Source organism: Streptomyces sp. NPDC059679 (genome assembly GCF_042734105.1).
In the GTDB taxonomy this organism is placed as follows: Bacteria; Actinomycetota; Actinomycetes; order Streptomycetales; family Streptomycetaceae; genus Streptomyces.
This window is the reverse complement of record NZ_JBHWES010000005.1, coordinates 106216-123142: the sequence shown is the minus strand read 5'-3', so window position 1 is coordinate 123142 and position 16927 is coordinate 106216. Positions and strand designations below refer to the sequence as shown.

The 16927-nt window shown below is 70.5% G+C and carries 16 protein-coding genes, 1 pseudogene and 1 riboswitch; of the genes and pseudogenes, 10 read left to right on the top strand and 7 right to left on the bottom strand.

Translation table 11 applies throughout. From position 1 onward, the window contains the following. Positions 1-223: 223 nt before the first annotated feature. On the bottom strand, positions 224-937 hold the full coding sequence (locus ACFV2X_RS08545) for a DUF4232 domain-containing protein (RefSeq protein ID WP_385613151.1): 714 nt from the start codon (positions 935-937) through the stop codon (positions 224-226). A gap of 354 nt (positions 938-1291) precedes the next feature. Continuing rightward, a riboswitch (cyclic di-AMP (ydaO/yuaA leader) is annotated at positions 1292-1473 on the top strand. Positions 1474-1478: 5 nt separating this feature from the next. Here ACFV2X_RS08545 and ACFV2X_RS08540 point away from each other — a divergent pair. Beyond that, positions 1479-2816: a transglycosylase family protein gene (locus ACFV2X_RS08540; RefSeq protein WP_385613148.1), complete on the top strand. Its 1338-nt coding sequence runs from the start codon at positions 1479-1481 to the stop codon at positions 2814-2816. 55 nt (positions 2817-2871) lie between these two features. On the opposite strand, the gene ACFV2X_RS08535 is transcribed toward ACFV2X_RS08540, so the two are convergent. Both ACFV2X_RS08535 and ACFV2X_RS08530 read right to left on the bottom strand, forming a co-directional pair. Continuing rightward, the gene (locus tag ACFV2X_RS08535) at positions 2872-3141 is read right to left on the bottom strand and encodes a dsRBD fold-containing protein (protein ID WP_043489472.1); all 270 of its coding nucleotides are present in this window, start codon (positions 3139-3141) and stop codon (positions 2872-2874) included. A gap of 41 nt (positions 3142-3182) precedes the next feature. Further along, a pseudogene (locus ACFV2X_RS08530) lies at positions 3183-3824 on the bottom strand (phosphoribosyltransferase); the annotation flags it as partial. Between the two features lie 132 nt (positions 3825-3956). On the opposite strand from ACFV2X_RS08530, the gene ACFV2X_RS08525 reads away from it, so the two are divergent. Further along, entirely contained in the window at positions 3957-4196 is a 240-nt protein-coding gene (locus ACFV2X_RS08525; RefSeq protein WP_385613147.1) for a hypothetical protein, read from the top strand. Next, on the top strand, positions 4193-4951 hold the full coding sequence (locus ACFV2X_RS08520; RefSeq protein ID WP_385613144.1) for a DUF72 domain-containing protein: 759 nt from the start codon (positions 4193-4195) through the stop codon (positions 4949-4951). Before ACFV2X_RS08525 ends, ACFV2X_RS08520 begins: the two co-directional genes overlap by 4 nt. Before the next feature lie 26 nt (positions 4952-4977). Here the strand turns inward: ACFV2X_RS08520 and ACFV2X_RS08515 are convergent, their stop codons facing one another. Genes ACFV2X_RS08515 through ACFV2X_RS08500 form a run of 4 tightly spaced genes read right to left on the bottom strand, consistent with a single transcriptional unit; the run spans position 4978 to position 9302 of the window. Beyond that, complete coding sequence (locus ACFV2X_RS08515; RefSeq protein WP_385613142.1) at positions 4978-5802, bottom strand: carbohydrate ABC transporter permease; 825 nt, start codon at positions 5800-5802, stop codon at positions 4978-4980. Then, complete coding sequence (locus ACFV2X_RS08510; protein WP_089510170.1) at positions 5799-6707, bottom strand: carbohydrate ABC transporter permease; 909 nt, start codon at positions 6705-6707, stop codon at positions 5799-5801. The genes ACFV2X_RS08515 and ACFV2X_RS08510 overlap by 4 nt, the downstream gene beginning before the upstream one ends. Next, the gene (locus ACFV2X_RS08505) at positions 6704-8134 is read right to left on the bottom strand and encodes an extracellular solute-binding protein (RefSeq protein WP_385613139.1); all 1431 of its coding nucleotides are present in this window, start codon (positions 8132-8134) and stop codon (positions 6704-6706) included. Before ACFV2X_RS08505 ends, ACFV2X_RS08510 begins: the two co-directional genes overlap by 4 nt. A gap of 49 nt (positions 8135-8183) precedes the next feature. Then, the gene (locus ACFV2X_RS08500) at positions 8184-9302 is read right to left on the bottom strand and encodes a carbohydrate kinase family protein (protein ID WP_385613136.1); all 1119 of its coding nucleotides are present in this window, start codon (positions 9300-9302) and stop codon (positions 8184-8186) included. Positions 9303-9470: 168 nt separating this feature from the next. On the opposite strand from ACFV2X_RS08500, the gene ACFV2X_RS08495 reads away from it, so the two are divergent. The 7 genes from ACFV2X_RS08495 to ACFV2X_RS08465 all read left to right on the top strand — a co-directional run bounded on the left by ACFV2X_RS08495 (position 9471) and on the right by ACFV2X_RS08465 (position 16903). After that, a complete protein-coding gene (locus tag ACFV2X_RS08495) occupies positions 9471-10232 on the top strand; it encodes a DeoR/GlpR family DNA-binding transcription regulator (RefSeq protein ID WP_385613133.1) in 762 nt (253 codons plus the stop codon). After that, positions 10229-11590 carry a 6-phospho-beta-glucosidase gene (locus ACFV2X_RS08490; RefSeq protein ID WP_385613131.1) on the top strand — a complete coding sequence of 454 codons (1362 nt, stop codon included), beginning with the start codon at positions 10229-10231 and terminating at the stop codon, positions 11588-11590. The genes ACFV2X_RS08495 and ACFV2X_RS08490 overlap by 4 nt, the downstream gene beginning before the upstream one ends. 274 nt (positions 11591-11864) lie before the next feature. Next, positions 11865-12626 (top strand): DeoR/GlpR family DNA-binding transcription regulator, encoded by a 762-nt coding sequence (locus ACFV2X_RS08485; protein ID WP_353591831.1) that lies wholly within the window; start codon positions 11865-11867, stop codon positions 12624-12626. A 75-nt stretch (positions 12627-12701) separates the two neighbouring features. Further along, on the top strand, positions 12702-14057 hold the full coding sequence (locus ACFV2X_RS08480; protein WP_089510174.1) for a sugar ABC transporter substrate-binding protein: 1356 nt from the start codon (positions 12702-12704) through the stop codon (positions 14055-14057). After that, complete coding sequence (locus ACFV2X_RS08475; protein WP_385613127.1) at positions 14050-15033, top strand: carbohydrate ABC transporter permease; 984 nt, start codon at positions 14050-14052, stop codon at positions 15031-15033. Before ACFV2X_RS08480 ends, ACFV2X_RS08475 begins: the two co-directional genes overlap by 8 nt. Beyond that, on the top strand, positions 15030-15917 hold the full coding sequence (locus ACFV2X_RS08470; RefSeq protein ID WP_385613124.1) for a carbohydrate ABC transporter permease: 888 nt from the start codon (positions 15030-15032) through the stop codon (positions 15915-15917). The genes ACFV2X_RS08475 and ACFV2X_RS08470 overlap by 4 nt, the downstream gene beginning before the upstream one ends. After that, entirely contained in the window at positions 15914-16903 is a 990-nt protein-coding gene (locus ACFV2X_RS08465) for a zinc-dependent alcohol dehydrogenase family protein (RefSeq protein ID WP_385613121.1), read from the top strand. Before ACFV2X_RS08470 ends, ACFV2X_RS08465 begins: the two co-directional genes overlap by 4 nt. Positions 16904-16927 lie beyond the last annotated feature (24 nt).

The window sequence follows — 16927 nt, the reverse complement described above, 5'->3', positions numbered from 1 at the left end:
CCTCTAGACGCTCCGCGCCGGCTCAGGCGAGGCCTCTTCACATGGTGGCCCACCCGATAATGATTGCGGAAGGGCGAAAGGGGCCAGTGGGTGTCGGGCCCATCAAGATTTTGGGACACCCGGGGGCGTCAGGTGGCCGCGCTTCCCGGCCAATTCATTTCCGGCGCGTCCGGTCGGGCACGGGCGGGGGCTGCGGTTCCGCGCCCGGCCGTGGCGCTCCGGGTCAGGGCTGGGAGCCCGGCTCGAGGGCGGTGACTTCGAATACTTCACCGCAGACCTGGAGGGAGCGCGCCGACGTCTTCATGGAGCGGTAGGAGTCCGGCGGGTAGGCGCGAATTTCGGACGCGGTCCGCCAACAGGGCTTGTCGGACAGGCCTTTGTTGAGGGTGTGCAGACTCGCGTAGGCGCTGTCGCCAGGTTTCAGGACGACCGTGGGCCGCGCCGGTCCTCGGCGGGCGGCGGGGTCGCCGATAGCCGTGCCGGGGGTGTCGAGCAGGGAAACGCCCGGAAAGCCCGTCAGCGTGCAACTGGCCTCACCGGTATTGGTGAAGGCCAGGGGAACATAGACATTGCCCGCGCCGATATCCATCCGGCCGACGGACAGTTTCAGCTGATCCCGGGCGCAGATGCGGCGCGCGGCGGGCGGGGCACCGGAGGCACCCTCGGTGGCGACGGACGGCTTGGCCGCGCTCGGCGCCTTCGCGGGGGTCGAGGCCCGGCCGGAGTCATGCGCGCGCCCGCCGGGTTCGGCGGCGCCGGGCCGGCCGGCGCTCGCGGCCGAATGTGACGCACCCGCGGCGCCGGGCGGCGCGGGCGCCCCGGAGTCCTCGTCGGCGCCGCAGGCGGTGACCGCGGCCAGCGCGCCGATGACCAGTACGGATACGGATAAGACCGGCGGTCGACGCCTCGCGGGCGTCCCGCCGTACCGCTGAGCCATGGGCAACCTCCTGTGGGTCGGGCATCCGGCGGCTCGTCAGCCGCCGCGCCGAGTGCCCCGACTTTCCCCGTCCATTCCCCTTCGACTCCTCTTCCCCCGGTCGGCGTCCTTATGTCTGCGGCGGCATTAATCACATAACAGGGGTAATTCGGCATTGCGGATTCCGTGTCACAATCACCCCATCCGCAAAGTGGTGACGCGGATCACAGTTCATCATCACCGTGATCGATTTCCGGACACAGGTCCGTCGAGACCTTGTCGTGACCTAAACCATGTGTTTACTGTGCCGCACCCGGCGCATTCCATGCACGGGTCTCTCCCTCGCCGGAGCGCCGAGTCCTGCCGTGGCGGAGGAGTGACACGACGACCTGTCACGGCAGGAGCGGGGGAACCAGGTAGGCGCCGTGCCGCGCTGTGTCGGGCGGGACGGCTAGGGGTGAAGTCGCGCCACGGTGCCGGGGGCACCGGGAACGGCGCGGCCGGGCAGCTCCCGCCCGAACCCGACAGCTCACCTCGCAGGCGTCAGGAGAGGATGAGCTCAATGGCTGCACGCGGACGTCACCGACGGCCTCGGCCCCGCCGCGTCTCCCGCGCCTCGCTCGCGTTCACCGCGGGCGGCGCCGGCGTGGCACTGCCCCTCATAGGCGTCGGCCAGGCGAACGCCGCCTCCGTCGACACCTGGGACAAGGTGGCGGAGTGTGAGTCCACCGACAACTGGAGCATCAACACCGGGAACGGCTACTACGGCGGCCTCCAGTTCTCACAGTCCACCTGGCAGGCGTACGGCGGGACGTCCTTCGCTCCCCGGGCCGATCTGGCCTCCAAGGACCAGCAGATAGCCATCGCCGAGAAGGTCCTCGACGCCCAGGGCCCCGGCGCCTGGCCGGTCTGCTCGGTCAAGGCGGGGCTGACCCGCGGCGGCCGGCCCGCGGATGTCACCCCCGGCACCGCGAGCGGCCGCGCCCAGACCCAGACCGCCCCCAAGGCCGCCCCCAAAGCGACTCCGAAAGCCACCCCCAAGGCCACTCCCAAGACCGAGTCCGCTCCGGAAGCCGCGCCCAAGGCCACCACCAAGGCCGTCGACCAGAGCGCGGCAGCCACCAGACCCTCCGGCTCCTCGTACACGGTGGTCGGCGGCGACACCCTGTCCCGGATAGCCGACGCACGGGATGTGGACGGCGGCTGGCAGCGGCTCTACGAGGCCAACCGCCGCGTCATCGGCGGCGACCCGGACCTGATCTACCCCGGCCAGAAACTCGCCCTCGACACAAGCCGGTCCCCCGCCACGCAGCCGCGCCAGACCCACCCCCAACCCGAGCGCACGGACCAGGGCAAGCACCGCTCCGAACAGGCCGAACAGGCCAAGCAGCGCGCCGAGCAGGCGGCCAAGCAGCGAGTCGAGCAGGCCAACAAGGCCCGCGAGCGCGCCAAGAAGAAGTCCGGCTCGGCGGCGCACTCGTCCTCCTCGTCGGCATCCTTCACCTCGCCCGTCGCCAGCCACGCCGTCGGCACCGCCTACGGCATCTCCGGCAGCAACTGGTCCAGCGGCCACCACACCGGGGTCGACTTCCCCGTCGCCACCGGCACCCAGGTGCGCGCCGTGGGCTCGGCCGAGGTGGTCGCCGCGGGCTGGGGCGGTGCGTACGGCTACCAGGTCGTGCTGCGCCACCCCGACGGCATGTACAGCCAGTACGCGCACATGTCGGCACTGACCGTCCACGTCGGCCAGACGGTGTCCGCCGGCCAGCAGATCGGCCGGTCCGGGGCGACCGGCAACGTGACCGGACCGCATGTGCACTTCGAGGTGCGCACCGGCCCCGACTACGGCTCGGATGTCAACCCGCTCGCCTATCTCCGGTCCAAGGGCGTCCAGATCTGAGAGGTGTGTGAGCGAAGGGTGCTCTGCCGCGGCGCGGTGCCGCGGCAGACCCGCCCTACATCACCAGATGTGCCTTCGCGTGCGTGACCTCCTCGATGTCACCGCCCGCCTTCGAGATCAGCCGGTGAGCGAGGTTGTTCAGCGCACGCGCCGCCGCGATCTCCTCGCCGACCCGCGGCTGCGCCGGGTCGTCGGGATTCCGGTTGGCCCGGCCCTGTGCCAGGATCTCGGTCCCGTCGTGCATCCTCAGCCGGACGACCGCCTCGGTCAGGGGTCCGAGCTCACGGAACTCCATTTCGATGTCGCATCCCACGATCGTCTCCATCGCGGTCATCACCTCCTGCTTCATTTACCAGGATGCGCCTGACCCGGCATCCCGGTCGACCGGGAGAGCAGCTCCACGACCTCGGCGTCGCTGGTCTGGGAGAAGTCCTCGTACCATTCGCCGACCGCCGAGAACTCCGCGGGGGTGGACAGACACACCACGTCGTCCGCGTCCTGCCGCAGCGCCTCGGCCGCGTCCGGCGGCGCGACCGGGACCGCCAGCACCACCCGGGCCGCGCCCTGGGCCCGGGCGACCCGGCAGGCCGCCCGTGCCGTGGCACCGGTGGCGATCCCGTCGTCCACGACGATCACCGTCCGGCCGCCGACCGCGACCCGCGGCCGGTCGCGCCGGAACCGCCGCGCCTGCCGTGCGAGCTCCTCTTCCTCGGTTCGCTCCACCTCCTCAAGCTCCTCTTTGCGCGCCCGGCTCATCCGTACGATCGCGTCGTGCACCACCCGCACCCCGCCCTCGCCGATGGCGCCGAAGCCCAGCTCACGGTGGAAGGGGACGCCGAGCTTGCGGACGATGATCACGTCCAGGGGCGCCTTCAGCTCCCGCGCCACCTCGAAGGCCACCGGCACCCCGCCCCGCGGCAGCCCGAGCACCACGGGGTCCTCGCCGCTCAGGGGGGACAGCCGGGCCGCCAGCCGCCGCCCGGCGTCCACGCGGTCGACGAAGATCATGACTCACCCCCTACTACAGGGAGACCCCGCTCTTACGACTCCATCCGAAGTTTCCCCCGTCCGCAAACCGGCGGGGACCCGGTCGGCCGCGTCGGCGCGCGCAAGCGGGCCGGGGCGGCCCACCCTGGAAGCATGGAGAACGCCACGGATCCGAGCGAGTCCGGCCATCTCGTCTTCGTGGACGCGTACGACGCGGACACCAGATACCGGCGGGTGTGGCTGCGCGGCCTGGGCTGGGAGCCGCTGAAGCGGGAGGAGTTCGAGCCGCGGCTGCGACGGCTGTTCCCGGACATCGACCTGGACGACCCCGAGCAGGTCCACTGGGTCGACCGGCCGGGCCAGTGGCCGCCCTGGCATCCGGGTGAAGCATGACGGTCCTCGTCGGCACCTCGGGGTGGCAGTACAAGGACTGGCGCGACGTGCTGTATCCGTCCGACTGCCCACAGCGGCTGTGGCTGGAGGAGTACGCGCGGGGGTTCGCCACCGTCGAGTCCAACAACGCCTTCTACCGGCTGCCCACCCGGGAGCAGTTCGCCGCCTGGCGGGAGCGCACCCCCGCCGGGTTTGTGATGGCCCTCAAGGCCAGCCGCTATCTCACCCACATCAAGCGACTCCGCGACCCCGAGGAGCCTGTCGCGCGGCTGATGTCGCACGCCGAGGGCCTGGGCGACCGGCTCGGCCCCGTGCTGCTGCAGCTGCCGCCCACCCTGCGCGTCGACAGCGGGCTGCTGGACACCGCGCTCGGCTGCTTCCCCGCCGGGACGCGGGTGGCCGTCGAGCCCCGCCACGACTCATGGTGGACCGACGAGATCCGGGGGGTGCTGGAGCGCCGGGGCGCGGCGCTGTGCTGGGCGGACGCCGCCTCCCGGCCGGTGACCCCGCTGTGGCGCACGGCCGGGTGGGGCTATGTCCGCTTCCACCACGGGCTGGCCAGGCCCGCGCCGCGCTACAGCCACCAGTCGCTGACCGCCTGGGCGCGCCGGGTGACCGACGCCTGGCCCGAGCGCGGCGATGTCTACGCGTACTTCAACAACGACCCGGGCGGAGCGGCCGTCCATGACGCCGTGGTCTTCGCCCGGGCCGTGGCGCGGCGCGGCCGCGAGGTGAGCCGCACCCCCGACCTGTGACCGGCCGCGCTCCTTTCCGTAAGTGGTCACTCCTTGACCGCGCCGCCCAGCATGCCCTCGATGAACCGGCGCTGCAGGGCCACATAGACGACCACCACCGGCAGCGCGATGAGCACCGAGGCCGCCGCGAGCAGCGCCGCGTCGGAGCTGTGCTGCCCCTGGAAGAAGGCCAGGCCCAGCGGGACCGTGCGGTGGGCCTCGTCGCTGACCATGACCAGCGCCATCAGGAATTCGTTCCAGGTCCACATGAAGGTGATGACCACCATGGTGGAGATGGCCGGGCGGCCCATGGGCACCAGGACCCGCCACAGCGTGGTCCAGGTGTTCGCGCCGTCGATCCGGGCCGCCTCGATCACCGACCGCGCGCTGCCCCGGAAGTACGTCCGCATCCAGAAGACGCCGAAGGCGAGGGACTGCGCGGTCTGCGGCAGGATCAGCGCCCAGTAGGTGTCGGTGAGCTCGGCGTACCGCAGATCGAAGTAGAGCGGTACGACCAGTGCCTCCTGGGGCAGCGTCAGGCCGATCACGAAGACGTAGAACAGCACCGTGGAGCCGGGGAAGCGCATCACCCCGAAGGCGTACGCGGCGAGTACGGCCAGCACGGTGGTGGCCGCCACCACGGCCACGGTCACCAGGACCGAGTTGCCGAGGTAGGTGCCGAAGTGGCCGCGGTTCCAGGCGTCGGCGAAGTTGCTCCAGTGCAGTCCGCCCTCGGGCAGCGAGAAGCCGGTGTCCAGGGAGTCCTGGGAGCCGAAGGCGGTGGAGAGGATGCCGATGACCGGGGTGAGCGCGATGACCGAGAAGAGGGCGAGGATGCCGTAGGTGACAGTGCGTTCGAGGCGCGTGGTCATGACCGCCGCCCTTCCACGAGCCGGGAGACCGTGACGGTCAGGACGAAGATCAGCACCGTGAGGGCCACCCCCACGGCGGCGGCCGAGCCGACCTGGTTGGTCTCGAACGCCCGGTGGTAGACCTCGTAGGCGGGTACGGAGGTGGAGTTGCCGGGGCCGCCGCTGGTGGTGATGTAGATGAGGTCGAAGTTGCGCAGCCCCGCCACGATCGTCAGGGTCAGCGCGACCGCGATCTGCGGCCGCAGCCCGGGCAGGGTGACGGAGAAGAACTCCCGCACCGGCCCGGCGCCGTCCATCCGGGCCGCCTCGTACAGCTCGCGCGGGATGCGCTGGGCGCCCGCCAGGAAGAGGACCATGCAAAGACCGGTGCCGACCCAGGTGCCGACGATGCCGACGGCGGGCAGGGCCCAGTCGTAGTCGCCGAGCCAGGGGCGGGCGAGGGAGCCGAGGCCGACCGCGTGGAGCGTGTCGTTGAGCAGCCCGTCCGGGGCGAGGATCGAGCGCCAGGCGACGCCGACCACGATCAGCGCGAGGACCTGGGGCAGGAAGAGGACCGTACGGAAGAAGGTCATACCGCGGACCCGGGCGCGGGACATCAGGGCGGCCAGCAGCAGCCCGATGACGACCGGCAGGGCCGAGTAGAAGACGAGCAGCAGCAGGGCGTGGGCGAAGGGGGCGCGCAGCGCGGGGTCGGTGAACAGGTCGCGGTAGTTGTCGAACCCCGCGGGGGTGGCGACGGTCAGGCCGTCCCAGTGCACGAACGACAGCCAGACCGACTGGCCGAAGGGGTAGAGCAGGAAGGCTGCGTACAGGACGAGGGCGGGCAGGATGTAGAGATAGCCGATGGCGCGGGGCTCGCCCGGCGCCCGCCGCCGGTACGCGGCCGCGGAGAGAGGGTTTTTCATTTCGGCTCCGCCGGGGCGGGGGTGGCCGCGTGGCGCTCACGCTGTTTCTTCATGAAGGCGCCGTAGTCCTGTTGCAGGGTGGTGGCGAACTTCTCGGGCGAGGTCTTGCCGCTGATGACGCCCTGGAGGGCCGCGGTGATGGTGTCGAAGAAGGTGGGGCTGGAGTAGTCGAGGTACGGGACAAGACCGTCGGCCGCGCTCAGCCGCTTCCATCCGGCGATCATCTGCCCGTCCACGGTGTCCGGGTCCACCCGCTCGGCGGCGGCTCCGGGCACTGCGGGCAGTACGCCGTTCTCTGTCATCACATCGGCCGCGTGCTTGTTGGTGATGAAGTCGAGGTAGGCGGCGGCGACTTCGGGGTGCTTGGAGCGGGAGGTGATCGACCAGGCGAGCCCCTGGCCGCCGGTGGTGACGGGGGCGCCGCCGGCCGAGGCGGGGGGCGGGACCATCAGGCCGAGCTTGTCGCCCATGGCCTTCTTCAGGTCGGCCAGCAGCCAGGTGCCGGTCAGCAGATAGCCGCCGTCGCCGGAGGAGAACTTCTTGGCGGCGTCGTCGTAGCCGAGCCCGTTGGAGCCCTTGGGGAGGTAGCCGCGCTTCGTCCAGTCGGCGAGGGTGGCCGCCGCGCCCTTGGTGGCGGCGGTGTCGAAGCCGGTGCCGCGGCCGAGTACGGTGTCGCGGACCTCGGCGGCGGCGAGCTGGTCCTGGAGCACGCCGAAGGTGTGGATGGCCGGGTACTTGTCCAGGTTTCCGAACTGGATGGGCAGCTTGCCGCGGTCCTTGAGGCGCGGGAGGCTCGCGGTGAACTCGCCCCAGGTCCTGGGCGGTTCGACGCCGGCCTTCGCCAGCACGTCCTTGTTGTAGTAGATGCCTACGTACTCACCGGTCTGGGATATGCCGTAGAGCCGGCCGGTGCCGAAGTCGGTGCCGTCGGCGGAGACCCGGTTGAGGTTGAGCAGGGTGTTCGGGTAGCGGGTGTTCCAGGCGTAGATCCCGGCGTAGTTGTCCAGCGGGGCGAGCAGCCCGGCCTGGACGAAGGACACCATGTCCGGGTAGCCCTGGTTGGCCTGGATCACATCGGGAGGGTTGTTGCCGGAGAGGGCGAGCTTGAGGGTGGTCTTCAGATCGTTGAAGCTGCGCGCCACCCGCTTGATCCTCACATTGGGGTACTTGCGCTCGAACTCCTTGTTGAGCTGCTGCAGTTCCCCGTTGGTGCCGCCCCGGATCTCCTGGTCCCAGACCGTCAGCGTGACCTTCCCGGCCTTGGCCGGGTCCGGTACGGCGACGGCGGGGCCGTTGCCCGGGCCGTAGGCCTGCGATCCGTCGGTGCCCGGCACACAGGCCGTGGCCACCAGCGCGAGCCCGGCGGTGAGCAGGACCGGCACGGCCCTCCGGCGTATCCGGCGCGAGCCGGTACTGGGGAATCCCATGAAGCACTCCTTCAGACGTATCAGGCGTTTCGGGGGCCCGCGGGCATCGTCACGCGCCCCGGAAGCCGATGGTGGGCAGGGCCCGCAGGCGCGGCCACTCGCGCACCCCGGCCGGGATCAGCTCGTTCAAGAACCCGTAGCGGTGCGCCAGTTCGCCGCACGCCGCGCCGTCGTCGGCGGCCTGGGAGGTCAGTGCCCACCACGCGGCCACCTCCGCCCAGCCCGGGGCGGCCAGCGAGCCGCCGAAGTGCTGGACCGAGAGGGCGGCGGTGAGGTTGGCGAAGGCGAGCCGTTCGGCCAGCGGCCAGCCCGCGAGAGTGCCGGTCATAAAGCCCGCCACGAACACGTCGCCGGCCCCGGTCGGGTCGAGCGCGGCCACGGGCAGCCCGGGCACCTCGGCGCTCTCCCCGGTGAGCGAGTCGATGGCCACGGCGCCTTCGGCGCCCCGGGTGACCACCGCGATGGGCACCAGGTCGGCCAGCGCCCGTACGGCCTGCTCGGGGGTGTCGGTGCGGGTGTAGCGCTGTGCCTCGGCCGCGTTGGGCAAAAAGGCGTGGGCGTACGCGAGGTCGGGCAGCGCGGCCAGGTCCCAGCGGCCGGAGTCGTCCCAGCCCACGTCGGCGAAGATCCGGCTGCCCTGGGTATGCGCCTGGCGCACCCAGTCCTCCTGCCGCCCCGGCTCGAAGGCGGTGACGCAGGCGCGGGAGGGCGGCGGTGTGGTGTGGGTGGCGGGCGGCGGGGCCGGGTGCTCATGGGTGACCATGGTGCGCTCGCCGTCGTACGCCATGGAAACGGTGACCGGCGAGTGCCAGCCGGGCAGCCGCCGGGAGTGGCCGAGGTCGACGCCCTCGCCACTGGCCAGGGACTCCCAGCAGTAGTCGCCGTACACATCGGCGCCGAAGGCCGCGGCGAGGGTGGTGTGCAGGCCCAGGCGGGCGAGGGCGGTGGCCATGTTGGCGATGCCGCCGGGGCTGGAGCCCATGCCGCGCGCCCAGGTCTCGGTGCCGCGCACCGGGGCGTGGTCGAGGCCGGTGAAGATGATGTCGAGGAACACGGTGCCGGTGAGATAGACGTCGTGCTCGGGGTCTCCGGGGGCGCGCAGGGCGGCCAGCGGGTCGATGGAATCTGCGGTTCCGGCAGTGCTCACCGGTGCGCCCTTCCTGTTCATCGCGGTGTTCTCGTGGTGTTCGCGAGGTGTTCGCAGAGATGTTCTCTATGTCTTGGTCATGCTGCGCAGGGGTGATCTGCGTGAGCGACACCTTGCATGGCCCAGCCAATGAATGCAAGAGGTCGGTCACACTCGCGCAAACCCGCTCACGTGGAGTAGGTTGCCGACATGCTGCGAGAGACCCGGCACGAGAAGCTGCTGAGCATCCTCGGTGACGAGGGCGTGCTGCCGATCGGCGAGATCGCCAAGCGGCTCGGGGTCAGCGAGGCCACCGCCCGCCGGGATCTGACCGAGCTGGGCCGGGCCGGCCGGCTCACCCGGGTCTACGGCGGCGCGGTGGCCACCCCCCAGCCGGACGAGGAGCGGCCCTTCGGCGAGGTGGCGGTCGACGACCTGGCCGACAAAACAGCCGTCGCCCGGCGGGCCGCCCGGCTGATCGCCGACGGGGACGTGGTGCTCCTGGACATCGGCACCACCACGCTCCAGCTCGCCAAGCTGCTGCGCGGCCGCCCGGTCACCATCGTCACCAGCAACCTCGCCATCTACGACGAGCTGCGCGACGACCCGGAGGTCACCCTGATCCTGCTGGGCGGACAGGTGCGCAGCAACTACCGGTCCGTGGTCGGCTTCCTCACCGAGTCCAACATCCGCCAGCTGCACGTCGGCCGTCTCTTCCTCGGCGCCAGCGGGGTGCTGCCCGACGGAAGCGTGCTGGACAGCACGCATGTGGAGGTGCCCGTCAAACGGGCCATGCTCGCCTCGTCCCGCGAGGTGGTGCTGCTGGTCACCGCCGGGAAGTTCCCCGGCGACACCGGGCTCGCCCGGATCTGCGGGCCGCAGCAGATCGACACCCTGATCACCAACGAGACATCAGACCCGGCGACCCTCGAGGTGTTCCGCGAGGCCGGTGTGGAGGTAGTGACCGTATGAGGCTGACTGTGCTGGGCGGCGGCGGATTCCGTATGCCGCTGGTGTACCGGGCGCTGCTGGACGACAGCGGGGACGCCGCCGGGCGCTGCACCGAACTGGTCCTGTTCGACACCGACCGCGGCAGGCTGGACGCGATCGGGGCCGTCCTGACCGAACAGGCCGCCGGCCGCCCCGGCGCACCCGCCGTCCGTGCCACCACCGACCTCGACGACGCGCTGCGCGGCGCCGACTTCATCTTCTCCGCCATCCGCGTCGGCGGCCTGGCCGGCCGGGCGCGCGATGAGCGCGTCCCGCTGGCCGAGGGCGTCCTCGGCCAGGAGACGGTGGGCGCCGGCGGGGTGCTGTACGGGCTGCGCACCCTGCCGGTGGCGCTGGAGATCGCCGAGCGGATCGCCGCCGTGGCCCCCGACGCCTGGGTCATCAACTTCACCAACCCGGCCGGCATGGTCACCGAGGCGATGCAGCGGGTGCTCGGCGACCGGGTGATCGGCATCTGCGACTCCCCGGTCGGGCTGTGCCGCCGCGCCGCGCGGGCGCTGGGCGCCGACCCGGGGCGGGCCAGTTACGACTATGTGGGCCTCAACCACCTGGGCTGGCTGCGCGGGGTGATCGTGGACGGGCGGGACCGGCTGCCCGAGCTGATGGCGGACACCGCGGCCCTGGAGTCCTTCGAGGAGGGCAAGCTCTTCGGCGCGCCGTGGCTGCAGGCGCTGGGCGCCCTGCCCAACGAGTATCTGCACTACTACTACTTCAACCGGGAGGCGGTGAGCGCCATCCGGCAGGCCCCGGCCACCCGCGGGGAGTTCCTGCGCGACCAGCAGGCGGGCTTCTACGCCGAGGCCGCGGCGGCGGGAACGGCTGAGGGGGCCGCCGGGGCCGGGGCCCTGGAGCTGTGGGAGCGGACCCGGATGGAGCGCGAGGCCACGTACATGGCCGAGAGCCGGGAGGCGAGCGGCGGCTGGCAGCGGGACTCCTGCGACCTGGACGGCGGTGGCTACGACCGGATCGCGCTCGCCATTATGCGGGCCATCGCCCGCGACGAGCGCGCCACGCTGATCCTCAACGTGCGCAACCGCACAGCGGTCCCCGGTCTGGACGCGGACGCCGTGGTGGAGGTCCCCTGTCTGGTCGACGCGGGCGGGGCGCGCCCGCTGGCCGCCGGGCCCGTGGCGCCGGACCAGCTCGGGCTGATGCTTGTCCTCAAGGCCGTGGAACGTGCCACGATCGCCGCGGCCACCTCGCACGGCCCGGCCGCCCGCGCCGCGGCCCTCCGCGCGCTCGCCGTGCACCCGCTCGTCGACTCCGTCAATGTGGCGAGCCGCATCCTCGACGCCTCCGGAGCGCTCTCAGCCTCCTAGCACATGCCCGAACGGGCTTTCCCTAGTCTCTGAACACGCCCGGCCGGGCTCCGTTCATGCCCATTTTCCAGAAACGGGCAGCGAACGGGCAGGCCGGGCGCGTCTTCGGTCACCCCACCGTGCGACCACCGCTCCCCGCACCCTGGCCCACCAGGCAAGACAACGGTCCTGCAACGGACGCAGCCGGGCACGATCCGCCCTGTGCCGCCACTGGCGGCCGTGTTGCCCGTTTGTAAAACTGCCACGCAAGTCAGCAGCAGGCAGGAGGTGCGGTGTGGACGCGGAGGAACGCCGTCGGGAGATCCTCGACGCGGCCCGGCGCGCGGGGTCCGTCGATGTCGGGAAGCTCGCCGCGGACCTCGGGGTCTCCAAGGAGACCGTGCGGCGCGATTTGCGGGTGCTGGAGGACCACGGTCTTGTACGGCGCACCCATGGCGGTGCGTATCCCGTGGAGAGCGCCGGTTTTGAGACCACCCTCGCCTTCCGCACCACCATGCACGTCCCGGAGAAGTCGCGGATCGCGGCGGCCGCCGCGGATCTGCTCGGCGACGCCGAGACCGTGTTCATCGACGAGGGCTTCACCCCCCAGCTGATCGCGGAGGCCCTGCCCCGGGACCGTCCGCTCACGGTGATCACCGCCTCGCTGTCGGCCGCGAGCGGCCTGGCCACCCGCGAGAACACCACCGTGCTGCTGCTGGGCGGCCGGGTGCGCGGTGGCACCATGGCCACCGTCGACCACTGGGCCACCCATATGCTCTCGGGCTTCGTCATCGACCTGGCGTTCATCGGCGCCAACGGCATCTCCCGGCAGTACGGGCTCACCACGCCCGATCCGGCGGTGAGCGAGGTCAAGGCGCGGGTGGTCAAGGTGTCCCGGCGCAGAGTGTTCTCCGGGGTGCACAACAAGTTCGGGGCCGTCAGCTTCTGCCGCTTCGCCGATGTGTCGGACTTCGAGACGATCGTGACGGACACCGGGCTCCCGCTGACCGAGGCCAACCGCTACTCGCTGCTGGGCCCGCAGATCATCCGGGTCTGACGCCCCCGTCCCCACCGTTCTGACTCCCCGTCGCTTCTCCTAGCTTCTTCAACAGTCCCATCGATTGGACCCGTTATGCCCATCCTGACACTTCGTGCTGCCCGGATACCGGTCGTGGCCATGGCCGCGGGGGCGCTCCTCGCGGGGTGCGCCGGTATGGGGGGCGGTGGTTCCGGTGGCAAGACCATCAACGTCCTGATGGTGAACAACCCGCAGATGATGGATCTGCAGAAGCTCACCGCCAAGCATTTCACCAAGGAAACAGGCATCCGGGTCAACTTCACGGTGATGCCCGAGAACGACGTCCGCGACAAGATCAGCCAGGACTTCTCCAATCAGGCCGGCCAGTACGACGTCGCCACCATCAGCAACTTCGAGGTGCCGTTCTACGCCAAGAACGGCTGGCTGCTGCCGCTGGACGACCATGTCGCCGACGACCGGGCGTTCGACCAGAAGGACATCCTGCCCTCGATGCGGCAGTCCCTGACCGCCGACGACGGCAAGCTGTACGCCCAGCCGTTCTACGGTGAGTCGTCCTTCCTGATGTACCGCAAGGACGTCTTCGCCGAGAAGAACCTGAAGATGCCCGAGCACCCCACCTGGCAGCAGGTCGCGGACCTCGCGGCCAAGGTGGACGGCGCCCGCAAGGGGATGAAGGGCATCTGTCTGCGCGGGCTGCCCGGCTGGGGTGAGCTGATGGCCCCGCTCACCACGGTCGTGAACACCTTCGGCGGCACCTGGTTCACCAAGGACTGGAAGGCGCAGCTCACCTCCCCCGAGTTCACCGCGGCCACCGAGTTCTATGTGGACCTGGTGCGCAAGCACGGCGAGTCCGGGGCGGCCCAGTCGGGCTTCGCCGAGTGTCTGAACAACCTCACCCAGGGCAAGACGGCCATGTGGTACGACGCCACCTCCGCGGCGGGTTCGCTGGAGGGCACCAAGTCGCCCGTACGGGGCAAGATCGGCTATGTCCAGGCGCCGGTGGTGAAGACCAAGAGCTCCGGGTGGCTCTACACCTGGGCGTGGGGCGTGCAGAAGGCGTCCCGTAACAGCGACAACGCGTGGAAGTTCGTCTCCTGGGCCTCCAGCAAGAAGTACGAGGCCCTGGTCGGCAAGACATACGGCTGGTCCAGCGCGCCCGCGGGCAAGCGGGCCTCCACCTACGCCAACCCGGAGTACCGCAAGGCGGCCGGCACCTTCTCCGAGGTCACCCGGCAGTCCATCACCAGCACCAATCCGCGCGACCCGGGTGTGCAGCCGCGGCCGACCATCGGCATCCAGTTCGTCGACATCCCCGAGTTCTCCGACCTCGGGACCAAGGTCGCCCAGGAGATCAGCGCCGCCATCGCCGGAAAACAGTCCGTCGAGTCGGCACTCAAGAAGTCGCAGAAGCTGGCCGAGAAGGTGGGCGAGGAGTACCAAGATGACTAATCCACTCACGGCGACGCCCGTGCGCAGCGGACCGCCCCCAACCGTGGCCGCCCCGCCCCGGCGCGCCCCGCGGAAGCCCAGTGCGGCCCGTGCCTGGGCCACCCGGGCGCCGCTGATGCCCGCCCTGATCTTTCTGATCGCGGTCACCCAGCTGCCGTTCGTGGCGACCTTGGTGATCTCCCTCTTCGACTGGAACTCGCTCAAGCCCGATGAGCGCGAGTTCGCCGGTCTGTCCAACTACACCTCGGCGGTGAGCGACGAGGGGCTGCGCGAGTCGATCGTCACCACCGTGCTGCTGACCGCGACCGTGGTCATCGTGAGCGTGGTGCTCGGGCTGATGCTGGCGCTGCTGATGGACCGTAAGTTCCGCGGCCGGGGGCTGGTGCGCACCATGCTCATCGCGCCGTTCCTGCTGGTCCCCGTGGCGTCCGCGCTGCTGTGGAAGCATGCGCTGTACAACCCGGAGTACGGCCTGTTCAACGGCGTGCTCAGCTGGGTGGGCGACCTGTTCGGCGTGGACAATCCGCCGCAGCCGGAATGGGTCTCCGATATGCCGATGTTCGCGGTCGAGGCCTCGCTGGTGTGGCAGTGGACACCGTTCATGATGCTGATCCTGCTGGCCGGTCTGCAGGGCCGCCCCCTGGAGATGATCGAGGCGGCCCGGCTCGACGGCGCGAGCAACTGGCAGATCTTCCGCTATCTGACCCTGCCGCATCTGCGGCGCTATCTGGAGCTGGGCACCCTGCTGGGCTCGATCTACATCGTGCAGAACTTCGACGCGGTGTTCACCATCACCCGGGGCGGACTGGACACGGCCAACCTCCCGTACACCATCTACGAGACCTTCTACAACGCCCACGAGTACGGGCAGGCATCCGCCGCGGGTGTGCTGGTGGTGATCGGCACGATCATCATCGCCACCTTCGCGCTGCGCGTGGTGTCGTCCCTGTTCCGTGAGGAGGTGTCCCGCGCATGACCTCCTTGACCGCCACGGCCCCGGCGGCCCCCGTGACCACCGTCCCGCCGGCCGCCCGCCGGGCCCGCCGCCGCGGCGCCGCGCTTGGCCTGCTGGCCTGGCTGACCGGCATCTTCTTCGCCCTGCCCGTCGCCTGGATGGCGCTGACCTCGTTCCACTCCGAGGCCGACGCCGCCACCAACCCGCCGTCCCTGACCGCCCCGCTCACCCTCGACGGCTACCGCGAGTTCTTCGGGGTGAACGGCGGGGCCGACCCCTGGCCGCCGCTGCTCAACTCGCTGGGCGCCAGCCTGTTCTCCACCCTCTTCGTGCTGGTCCTGGCCCTGCCGGCGGCGTACGCGCTGTCCATCCGGCCGGTGCGCAAGTGGACGGATGTGATGTTCTTCTTCCTGTCCACCAAGATGCTTCCGGTGGTGGCCGGGCTGCTGCCGGTGTATCTGTTCGCCAAGAACACCGGTTTCCTGGACAACATCTGGCTGCTGGTCATCCTCTACACCTCGATGAACCTGCCGATCGCGGTGTGGATGATGCAGTCCTTCCTCTCCGATATCCCGGTGTCCATCATCGAGGCGGCCCAGATGGACGGGGCGAAGCTGCCGACCGTGCTGCTTCGGGTCGTCGCCCCGATCGCCGGGCCCGGTATCGCCGCCACCTCGCTGATCTGCTTCATCTTCAGCTGGAACGAGCTGTTGTTCGCCAATGTGCTCACCGGCGTGGTCGCCCAGACCGCACCGGCGTTCCTGACCAGCTTCGTCACCAGCCAGGGCCTGTTCCTGGCGCAGGTGTGCGCGGCCTCCATCGTCATTTCCCTCCCGGTGCTCGCCGCCGGTTTCGCCGCCCAGGACAAGCTGGTCCAGGGCCTCTCGCTAGGAGCAGTCAAATGAGGGCCGCCGTCATCGAAGCCCCCGGCAAGGTCAGCGTCGCCACCGTCCCCGACCCGACCCCCGGGCCGCGCGACGTGGTCGTCGATGTGGCGGCCTGCGGGCTGTGCGGCACCGATCTGCACATCCTCCAGGGGGAGTTCGCCCCCACCCTGCCGATCGTCCCCGGACACGAGTTCGCCGGCGAGGTCGTCGGCATCGGCAGCGAGGTCACCGAGGTGGCGGTGGGCGACCGGGTCGCCGTCGACCCGTCCCTCTACTGCCATGAGTGCCGCTACTGCCGTATCGGCCGGGGTAACCTCTGCGACCGCTGGAACGCCATCGGGGTCAGCGTGCCCGGCGGCGCCGCGGAGTTCGCCGTGGCGCCGGTGGCCAACTGCGTACGGCTGCCCGAGCATGTGGACGTGGCGGACGCGGCACTCATCGAGCCGCTGTCCTGTGCGGTGCGCGGCTACGACGTGCTGAACAGCCGGCTGGCCAACGAGGTGCTGATCTACGGCTCTGGCACCATGGGCCTGATGATGCTGGAGCTGGCCAAGCGCACCGGGGCGGCGAGCGTCGACGTCCTGGACATCAACCCCGACCGGCTCGCCACCGCGAACCAGCTCGGCTGCACCCGCTCCGCCGCCTCAGCCGATGAGCTCGACCAGCCGCGCGGCTGGGACGTGGTCATCGACGCGACGGGCAACCAGGCCGCGATCCAGGACGGGCTCGGCCGCGTCGCCAAGGCGGGAACGTTCCTGCAGTTCGGGGTCTCCGACTACGCGACCAAGGCCGTGATCGAGCCGTACAAGATCTACAACCAGGAGATCACCATCACCGGCTCCATGGCCGTGCTGCACAGCTATGAGCGCGCGGCCCAGCTGTTCGCCACCGGGGTGCTCGACCCGAAGGTCTTCATCAGCGACCGGCTGCCGCTTGAGCAGTACCCGCAGGCGCTCGACCAGTTCCGCGCGGGACAGGGCCGGAAGATCGTCGTCGAGCCCTGAGGCCGGCCCTGAGCCCCGACGGCT